8 protein-coding genes and 4 pseudogenes are annotated in these 8002 nt (G+C 74.1%); 4 read left to right on the top strand and 8 right to left on the bottom strand.

What is annotated here, in order from left to right:
• Window positions 1-307: 307 nt before the first annotated feature.
• Window positions 308-964 (top strand): annotated as a pseudogene (locus JWR81_RS25935) (IS5 family transposase); the annotation flags it as partial.
• A 270-nt stretch (window positions 965-1234) separates the two neighbouring features.
• Here the strand turns inward: JWR81_RS25935 and JWR81_RS34545 are convergent.
• Both JWR81_RS34545 and JWR81_RS25925 read right to left on the bottom strand, forming a co-directional pair.
• Window positions 1235-1372: pseudogene (locus JWR81_RS34545) on the bottom strand (BON domain-containing protein); the annotation flags it as partial.
• Between the two features lie 222 nt (window positions 1373-1594).
• Window positions 1595-2116, bottom strand: coding sequence for a universal stress protein (locus JWR81_RS25925; RefSeq protein ID WP_297658524.1), 522 nt, complete (start codon window positions 2114-2116; stop codon window positions 1595-1597).
• 307 nt (window positions 2117-2423) lie between these two features.
• Between JWR81_RS25925 and JWR81_RS25920 the strand changes: the two genes are divergently transcribed.
• Window positions 2424-2621, top strand: coding sequence for a hypothetical protein (locus tag JWR81_RS25920; RefSeq protein WP_297658522.1), 198 nt, complete (start codon window positions 2424-2426; stop codon window positions 2619-2621).
• A 17-nt stretch (window positions 2622-2638) separates the two neighbouring features.
• Here JWR81_RS25920 and JWR81_RS25915 read toward each other — a convergent pair whose 3' ends face one another.
• The 6 genes and pseudogenes from JWR81_RS25915 to JWR81_RS25890 all read right to left on the bottom strand — a co-directional run bounded on the left by JWR81_RS25915 (window position 2639) and on the right by JWR81_RS25890 (window position 5544).
• A complete protein-coding gene (locus tag JWR81_RS25915) occupies window positions 2639-3034 on the bottom strand; it encodes a nitroreductase family deazaflavin-dependent oxidoreductase (protein ID WP_297658520.1) in 396 nt (131 codons plus the stop codon).
• Window positions 3034-3432 (bottom strand): DUF190 domain-containing protein, encoded by a 399-nt coding sequence (locus tag JWR81_RS25910; RefSeq protein ID WP_297658518.1) that lies wholly within the window; start codon window positions 3430-3432, stop codon window positions 3034-3036. The genes JWR81_RS25915 and JWR81_RS25910 overlap by 1 nt, the downstream gene beginning before the upstream one ends.
• Window positions 3429-3896: an STAS domain-containing protein gene (locus JWR81_RS25905; protein WP_297658516.1), complete on the bottom strand. Its 468-nt coding sequence runs from the start codon at window positions 3894-3896 to the stop codon at window positions 3429-3431. Before JWR81_RS25905 ends, JWR81_RS25910 begins: the two co-directional genes overlap by 4 nt.
• Before the next feature lie 245 nt (window positions 3897-4141).
• Window positions 4142-4939, bottom strand: a pseudogene (locus JWR81_RS25900) (SulP family inorganic anion transporter); the annotation flags it as partial.
• 61 nt (window positions 4940-5000) lie between these two features.
• Window positions 5001-5237: pseudogene (locus tag JWR81_RS25895) on the bottom strand (SulP family inorganic anion transporter); the annotation flags it as partial.
• 91 nt (window positions 5238-5328) lie between these two features.
• On the bottom strand, window positions 5329-5544 hold the full coding sequence (locus tag JWR81_RS25890; RefSeq protein WP_297658514.1) for a hypothetical protein: 216 nt from the start codon (window positions 5542-5544) through the stop codon (window positions 5329-5331).
• A 1167-nt stretch (window positions 5545-6711) separates the two neighbouring features.
• On the opposite strand from JWR81_RS25890, the gene JWR81_RS25885 reads away from it, so the two are divergent.
• Both JWR81_RS25885 and JWR81_RS34540 read left to right on the top strand, forming a co-directional pair.
• Window positions 6712-7329 (top strand): putative PEP-binding protein, encoded by a 618-nt coding sequence (locus tag JWR81_RS25885; protein ID WP_297658512.1) that lies wholly within the window; start codon window positions 6712-6714, stop codon window positions 7327-7329.
• The gene (locus JWR81_RS34540) at window positions 7326-7745 is read left to right on the top strand and encodes a DUF1918 domain-containing protein (protein WP_367278859.1); all 420 of its coding nucleotides are present in this window, start codon (window positions 7326-7328) and stop codon (window positions 7743-7745) included. The genes JWR81_RS25885 and JWR81_RS34540 overlap by 4 nt, the downstream gene beginning before the upstream one ends.
• Window positions 7746-8002: the final 257 nt, after the last annotated feature.

Genomic DNA, 8002 nt, shown 5'->3' with positions numbered 1-8002 from the left:
GTGGGCCGGCCGGCGACCGACGCCCTTCGGGATGCTGCAGCTATCGGTGCCATCGGTCACCATCGTTCATCGCTTGTGAGGTCCGGATACACCGTCATGATGGCCCGCTGTGACCGCGCAGGAATGGCTGCCGCAGGGACGCTCTCCCGCGGTGGCGACCGTCGCGGCCGGACGCGGCGAAAACCCGGTGACCAGGGCGAGGCGGGCGGCGCAACTCATCCGGGCAACCGGGGCCATAAGACGTCGTTTCAGAAGTCGGCGTGTCGGTCCTGTGTGGATCTGTGCTGGTCGCTGATCATGTTCGTCGATGGCGAGACGATCTTCTGTCGAGCGATTGGTCAGCGACGAGCTGTGGGAGCTGGTGGAGCCGCTGATCCCGAAGCCGCGCAAGGCCAGGCGAGGACGGACCGGGCGACCGCGAGTCTCGGATCGGGCGGCGCTGGCCGGGATCGTGTTCGTGCTCAGAACCGGGAGCAGCTGGAACGCCCTGCCCCAAGAGCTCGGGTGCGGGTCAGGGGTCACCTGTTGGCGGCGGCTGCGCGAGTGGCAGCAGGCCGGGGTGTGGCAGCGGCTGCACCGGGTGGTGCTCGACCGGCTCGCCCAGCAGGGTCTGCTGGACTGGTCGCGGGCGGCGGTGGACAGCGTGAGCGTGCGGGCCAAGCGCCGCGGCGAGGCCACCGGCCCGTCGCCGACCGACCGGGGGAAGGCCGGCAGCAAGTACCACGTGCTGTGCGACCGCAACGGGCTATCGCTGCACGCCCTGGTCACCGGCGCGAACACCCACGACAGCCGCATGCTCGCGGAGTTGTTGGATACCAACCCGGGCGTCCGCGAACACGCCCGACGCCCCGGTCGTCCTCGCCGGCGCCCGGACAAGCTGCACGCCGACAAGGGCTACGACTACCCCCGATGCCGCCGCTACCTGGCCCGTCGCGGGATCGGGGTGCGGATCGCGCGGCGAGGCGGATCGACTTCCTTATGTCCTTCGCCGCCGCGGCGGGCCGGATCAGGATCCCGTTGTGGACGGCGGTCACACCCTTGAGGTACTTCACGGCGCGCTCGGCGGCCCGGCGCTGGAACTGCCAGGTGACGGTCCCGGGAGCGTGATCCGGTGGTCGTGGACCGACGCCGTGACCGCACCGGGCGGCACGTCGACGGACCGGTCGAGGGCCTCGCCCGCCTCCCGAGCGATGTCGGTGTCGTTGAGGGTCACCCAGGTGCTGCGCACGGCGATCTCCTCGGCGACCGCCGTCATGCCGCGCACCCGCTTCGCCGCCTGCTCGGCGTGGTACCGCTCGGGGTAGCTGGTGACCTCACCGGACAGGGTCACCGCGCCGTCGGTGACGGCCACCCCGATGTGGGCGGCGTCCACCTCCGGCGTCCAGTAGCTCGTCGACGATCGCCTGCTTGAGCTCGGCGTCGGTCATGGTGCGCCGTCGCCGGGGTCGACCAGTTCGGCCTGCGGGCCGGGATCGTCGTCACCACCGGACCCCCGGCTCCGACGGGGTGGTACTCCTTCGCGCCATACCCGCTGTACTTGGTCTGGCTGGCCGCCACCGCGGTCGTCATGATCCGGCGGCCCCGCAGCCGCCCCTCACCGCCCGCCCACCGCGCCCCCGCCGACGCGAGGGCGGACATGGCGGGTCACTGACCGCGGCTGCGGCGCGTGCACCACCGTCACCGGGCAGGGAGCGTGCAGGACGCAGCGCCGTCCGACCGAGCCGAGCAGCAGGCCGGCGAGACGGCCGTGCCGGTGCGTGCCGACGACGAGCAGGTCCGCTCCGGCGGCGCCGTCGAGCAGTACGTCGGCGGCGCTGCCCTCGGCGACACGCACGGTCACCGGCGGACGAGGCCCGGGCAGCTGGGCCAGCACCTGCTCGACCACGGCCGTTGTGTGGTCCCGCAGCAACCCGCGCAGCACCTGCGGGAACGCCCCGGGTGCGCCGATCGGCACACCGCCGAGGACTCCGGCCCGCATGTCGGGGTCGGTGTACGCGGTGACCACCTCGGCGACCGCACGGCGCCGCCCGGCCTCGGCGAGCGCGTGGCGGAGCGCGGCGTGCCCGCCGACCGAGCCGTCCACGCCGACGACGATGCGGCCCGTGCTCTCGTTCATGCCCGCTCCTCGCGACTCGGCCGCCCCGCCGGGCGGCGCACCGAGGGTCTCGCCCGCCGGCGCTGCCGACGACCGGCCGGAAGTCCCTTCCCGGCGGCCGGTGGTCCCTGCCGGACCGCGTCGGCGCGGTCAGGGCGTCCCGACGGGCTGGTCGGCGGGAGCCAGCCGAGCACGATCGGGGCCAGCCGGTCGGGCACCTGCACCGGCGGCACGTGCCCGATGGCGGGCAGCTCCACGTAACCCCAGGACGGGTGGCGCTGCGCGGCGTCCCGGTGGTGCTGATCGACAACTCGATGGTCCCCGCGACGTGGACGCCGGTCAGGCGACGGGCGTCTACCGGGGCCTCTACGAGTGGGACGACGTCCGCGGCGCCGTCCGGTACGCCGAGCGGCTGCGCCAGGTGCTCACGCCCGGTCACCTGCCCCGGTTCGGTGTCCTACGAGGTCGTGGCGGACACCACCCGGACCCGTACGTCGACGACGGGTGCCCGGTCCCCACCGGATGAACCCGCAGGCTCCTCCCTCACCCGCCCTGCGCCGGGCCCGAGGTCGACAGGACCAGGAACTCGTCGGCACCGATCAGTGTGAGGACTGTTCGTACCGGACGGGGCACGTCGCCACGGGTGCGGTCGGTCCTGACGCACGGCGCGGTCAGGTGCACCACGCGCCCGTGCGTGGTCAGGTCGCATCCGCCGGCAGCGACGACGTTGCGCACCCAGTCCGCGCCGGGCCCGTAGGTGAGCGCGACGACGTAACCGCCGGGGGTCCGGAACACGTTGACCGGGGTGCGGTATTCGCGCCCCGTCGTGCGGCCCCGGTGGTGGATCACCCCGAAGCCGGGCACCCACGGCGCGACCCGGCCGATGGTCCGGTTCGTGACCGCCCGGTTGAACCGCGCCACCCGTCGGGAGAGCACCATCACCGCTCCCCGGCCCGGTCGTGCACGATCTCGACGACGTCGTCGGTGACGAGGAGCCCGCCGTCGAGCAGCGGGGCGATCTGCCGGACGAGGTCGTCGGCCGACTCCGGGTCGGCGACCATGACGATCATGAACGATTGGTCGTCGGGGGCCTGCGGGGACGTCCCGCCGATGCCGCGGAACACGCTCACCCCTGGCAGACCCGCGGCATGGGCCCGCGCCACGATGTCGACCGCGAGCGGGACACCGTCGCAGACCGCGGACCCGTCGACGATCACCGTGATCCTGCGGGCGGTCCGGCGGCGCGGACCCCTGACGTCGTCCGGGGTGGAGCCGTGCACCACCGCGAGGCGGCGCGGAGGTGCGAACACCGAACCGCTCCCGGTCGTCCCGGTCATGGTGCCGAGTCCGGGGGGCGTACCGCAGGCGGGTCGATCAGGCAGGTCACGACGGGTACTCCTTCGGGGCCATCTGGTGCTGTCCTTCGGGTGCGAGGCGACGTCGACGTCACGGGCTTCGTCATCGTGACCTCGCCCTCGCTGCGGCGGAAGGCCTCGACAGCGGTCGGGAGCGTGGGCTGGATGTGCTGCTCGCCGATCCGCTGGGCCACCCCCCCGCTGCGGCGCAGGTCCTGGCGGAGGTCGTGCTTGACGTGGGCCATGGCGAGCTGGACACCGCGGTGGTCGAGCTCGTCGCAGAGCCCGAGAAGCGCGTCCACGGCGGTGATGTCGATCTCGAGCACCGCCTCCATGTTGAGGAGGAGGCGGCGGGGCGCGGGTTCGGCGTCGTCGAGGGCGTGCAGCGCGCGGCGCCGGAAGTGCTCGGCGTTGGCGAAGCACAGGGGCGCGTCGTAGCGGTACACGACCAGGCCGGGGACCGTCGCGGCGTCGGGGTGGTGTCGACATCGTGCATCCCCGCGACACCCGGCACGAAGCCGAGCACCCCGTCCTGCGGGCGGGAGACGCGGCGCAGCAGGTCGAGCACCGAGAGCCCGACGGCCACGAGCACGCCGTAGAGCACGCCCAGGGCCAGCACCGCGACCACCGCGGCCGTGGCGAGGGCCAGCTCGGAGCGGCGGAATCGGGCGAACCGCCGGAACTCGCCGATGTCCACCAGGCCCATGGCCGGGTAGACCACCAGCGCACCCAGGGCGGCCGTCGTGAAGGCAGCGAGCACCGGCCCGCCCACCAGCAGGACCACGACCACGGTGACGAGCGTCAGCACCGAGGACAGCTGGCTACGGGCGCCCGTTGCGTCCGCGATGACCGTACGGCTGCCGCTGCTGCTGATCGGGAAGCCCTGCAGCACCCCGGCGGCGAGGTTCGCGGCGCCGAGCGCGAGCAGTTCCTGGTCGGCATCGAGGGGGTGGCGGTGCCGCGAGGCGAACGCGCGGCTGGTCAGCGCGGTATCTGAGAACGCGACGACGGTGACGCCGACCGCCGGGAGCAGCAGGGCCGTGAGATCGGTCCCGGACACCAGCGGCAGCTCCGGGCGCGGCAGGCCCAGCGGCACGGTGCCGACCAGGTGCAGGCCGAGCCCGGCTGGCAGCACGGTGACGGACACGGCGGCCGCGAGGGCCACGGCCACGAGCGGCGCGGGGAGCCACGGCAGGACGCGACGCGCGAAGAGCAGGAACAGCAACACGGTCGCGGCCATCACGACGGTGGGCGGGTGGACCCTTCCGACGCCGGACACGAACGACGTGAGCTGGGCCGGGACGGTATCGCCGTCGACCGGCACGCCGGTCACCCGCTCAAGCTGGTCGACGATCATGGTCAGTGCGATCCCTGCGAGGTAGCCGACCAGCACGGGGCGGGAGAGCAGGTCGGCGAGGAAACCCAGCCGCGCGACCCGGCCGGCCAGGCAGATGACGCCCACGAGCACCGCGAGCGCCGCGGCGAGCAGGGCGTGGCGGCGCGGATCCCCCGCGGCGAGCGGTGCGACGACGATCGGTAGTGGACTCGGGCCCGACCGAGAGCTGCCGTGACGACCCCAGCAGCGCGTAGACAGCGAGCGCGGCGACGGCCGCCCACAACCCCGCGACGGGTGGCATCCCGGCCACGGCCGCGTAGGCGAGCACCTGGGGCACGAGATACGCGGCCACGGTCAACCCCGCGAGCGCGTCGGCGCGCAGCGCGGTCACGTCGTGCTCACGCAGGGCCGCCAGGCCCGGGCGCAGTCCCGCACCCACGCGTGCCGTCATGATGTTCCCTCCGGGGTCGGACCGCGCTTGCCGGGCGACCGGCGTCCCGGCGGATCGGACGGCACCCGCGGTGACGGCGCGTGTCACGCGTTCAGGTGCGCTCGTCGGGCAGGTCGCGGACAGTGGCGACGACCCGCGGGGGACCGCAGCGCTGCGGCTCCGGCCGGTCCACCAGCACGACCGCGCCGCCCGGCCCCGGATGGGGGCCGCCCACGTGCGCGGTGTCCTTCACCAGCAGGGGTCGCCCCGACTGTCGGGGGCACGCGGCCACCGTCGTGGTCGTCGCGTGATCACGGGTGGTGGACACGCGGCCGGCCTCCGTCTCGGGTGTCCTGCGATCGTCGGGGTGGTGGCCCGGTCGCAGCAGTGCCGAAGGGCCCGCGTTTCGGTGCCCGGAGCGGGCGAGCTCGGCTCGCCCTGCACGCGGCGCGCAAGGCCGCCAGCGGTAGCGCTACGCCACGGAGCCGGCGGTCCCGGTCGTCGGCAGGCCCGCGGAGAGGTTGCGCCCCCGGCTCGAAGCCCGGCACGCCGCCGAGGAGGCCGGCGCCGCACGGGCCGAGCGCCGGCTCCCGGCCGCGTGGAGACGGCTGCGGCGGCCATGTGCGGTCGGTCGGCTGCGACCGCGGCCGGACGGCCACTGGGCGTGACCCCGTTTGGTCAGGCCCGGACCGACCGGGCGTCGAGTCCCGGGTCCGAAGACCCTGTGCCGGCCCCGGAGCGGTGCCGAGCATCAGGAGGGAGAAGGACGTGAACCGGAAGGTGTGATCATGTTGTCTCCCAATGTTCAGCACTCGGCCGTGAGGTCCAGCGGCCCCGGCCCCCGGCGCTCCGCCCGTCCCACGGCCGACGCGGCACCGCAGGCGTGGGACAACTCGGGAGCCATGCTGGCCATCGCGTCGCTCTATGGCGACGACGACCATTTCGACGACGACCCGGAGAAACCCGCCCCTCCGCCGCCCGTCGGGCGGGCAGCGTGTTGCCGAGGGGCACGGTAGCGACAGGCACTGCCCGGGAAAGGACCACGTCGCCAGCGCCGTCGGTCCTGCCGGATCGGGACCATCGGTCCGCACCCCGGGTGCCGCTTGGTGGTGTCCGCGACCCGCAGCGATCCGAACCCTGGTGCGTGGGCGGAAAGCGAGGTGCCGACATGGACTGGGTGCGGGGAGGAAGCCGCGATGGGTGACCGGTTGCCGCGACGGCCGATCGACGCGGTCGAGGACCTCGTGGCGTGGGTCTGCTGTCCGCGGGCCCGCCGGGCGTCCTCGCGGCCGTGTTCGTCGGCACGCAGGCGGGATGGGGCGTCGACACGAACGCGGATCGACGCGGTGCTGCTCGAGGACGTGCCGGTGCTGATCGGGGAGGGCGGTGGATCGAGCGGGCAGGCGTTGGTGACCTCCCGGTGGGTGGCGCCGGACCGGAGTGCCCGTACCGGGAGCGTGCTGCCGGTTCGGGAACGTCCGCCGGCACGACGGTCTTGATCTGGACCGACCGGCGCGGGGCCGCGGTCCCGGCCCCGACCGGGCCGGTCGAAGAGGTGTTCGCCCTGGAGCTGCGTGCGCTGCCGCGGGTCGGGGAGCGTACCGCGGGCCTGCACCTGATGCTCCCGTTCGTCCGCACCCGCTGGGAGCTGGAGGCCTGCCTGAAACTGGTGGACGCCAGTCCGCTGGGGCACCTGCGCGGGATGCACCGCTGGGTGATGGCGGAGGTGCCGTCGGTGCTCTACTCGCTGCCGGACCACGTCGGGCTGGGGATCGACGGCGTCTCCATCGGTACCAACGACCTGACGCAGCTGATGCTGGCGTCGACCGCGACTCCGCGGAGTGCGCGCCGAGATCTACGACGAGAGAGACCCTGCCATCCTCGACGCCATCGACCGCATGGTGGCCACGTCCCGACGGCTGGGCATCGCGTCGTCGCTGTGCGGCAGGCGCCCTCGGCGCACCCCGAGTTCGTCGAGCGGCTCGTCCGCGCCGACATCACCTCGGTGTCGGTGAACCCCGACGCCACCGCCGCGGTGCGCCGCGCGCTCGCCTCGGCGGAGCGCCGCGTCCTGCTGGAACGGGCACTCAACGAACGGGGGAGCCGCAAATGATCATGCGAGCGCACGTGGGGGACTGGCTGATCGTCCCGCCCGAACCCGGACATCCGGGTGGCCGCCGCGGCCGTGTCGTCGCGCTCCTGCACCCCGACGGGACGCCGCCGTTCCGGGTGCGGTGGCTCGACGACGACCACGAGTCGCTCGTGGTGCCCCGGTCGGACGCGCGGCTGCGCTGCCCGCCGCCGGATGCAACGACCTCCACTCGTCGCTGGGGAGCGGGCGAGTGGCGCGAACCGGGGCCGGGTGCACCGCGGGACGGTGCCCCGGTCCCGGCCGGGCATTGGGTGCACGACGTCCGGTGGTCGGTCCCAGAGCGGGTGGCCCGGCTGAGGGTCGCGGGTCCTTCGGCCGGCGGTGGGGGACCGCGGACCCTGGCCGGTCCGCGCGGAGCGAGGCGAGTCTTGTCGTGATGGCCGAGCGGCTCATGGACAGGAGATGTGTGATGGACGCGCGTGTGGACCGGCGATCGCTCGCCGCCGAGGTGGACGGGTCCGGTCTGGTGGCGCCGCGACGGCGGGGCCCCCGGGGCTTCCCAGGCGTCCCGGTGGTGGGCCCGGCGTGGCGGTGGCGGCGGCCGCGGGGGTACCGGCCGTTGTTCTCGCTCTGGTGATCGGCGTGTGGGCGATGCTCGCGGTCCTGCTGCTCGGCGTCGTCGTCGGGTGCTCGG

It is taken from the genome of Pseudonocardia sp., from assembly GCF_025965585.1.
Classification (GTDB): domain Bacteria; phylum Actinomycetota; class Actinomycetes; order Mycobacteriales; family Pseudonocardiaceae; genus Pseudonocardia.
Note: the sequence above shows the minus strand (reverse complement) of the source record. Positions and strands in the feature narration are given on the sequence as shown.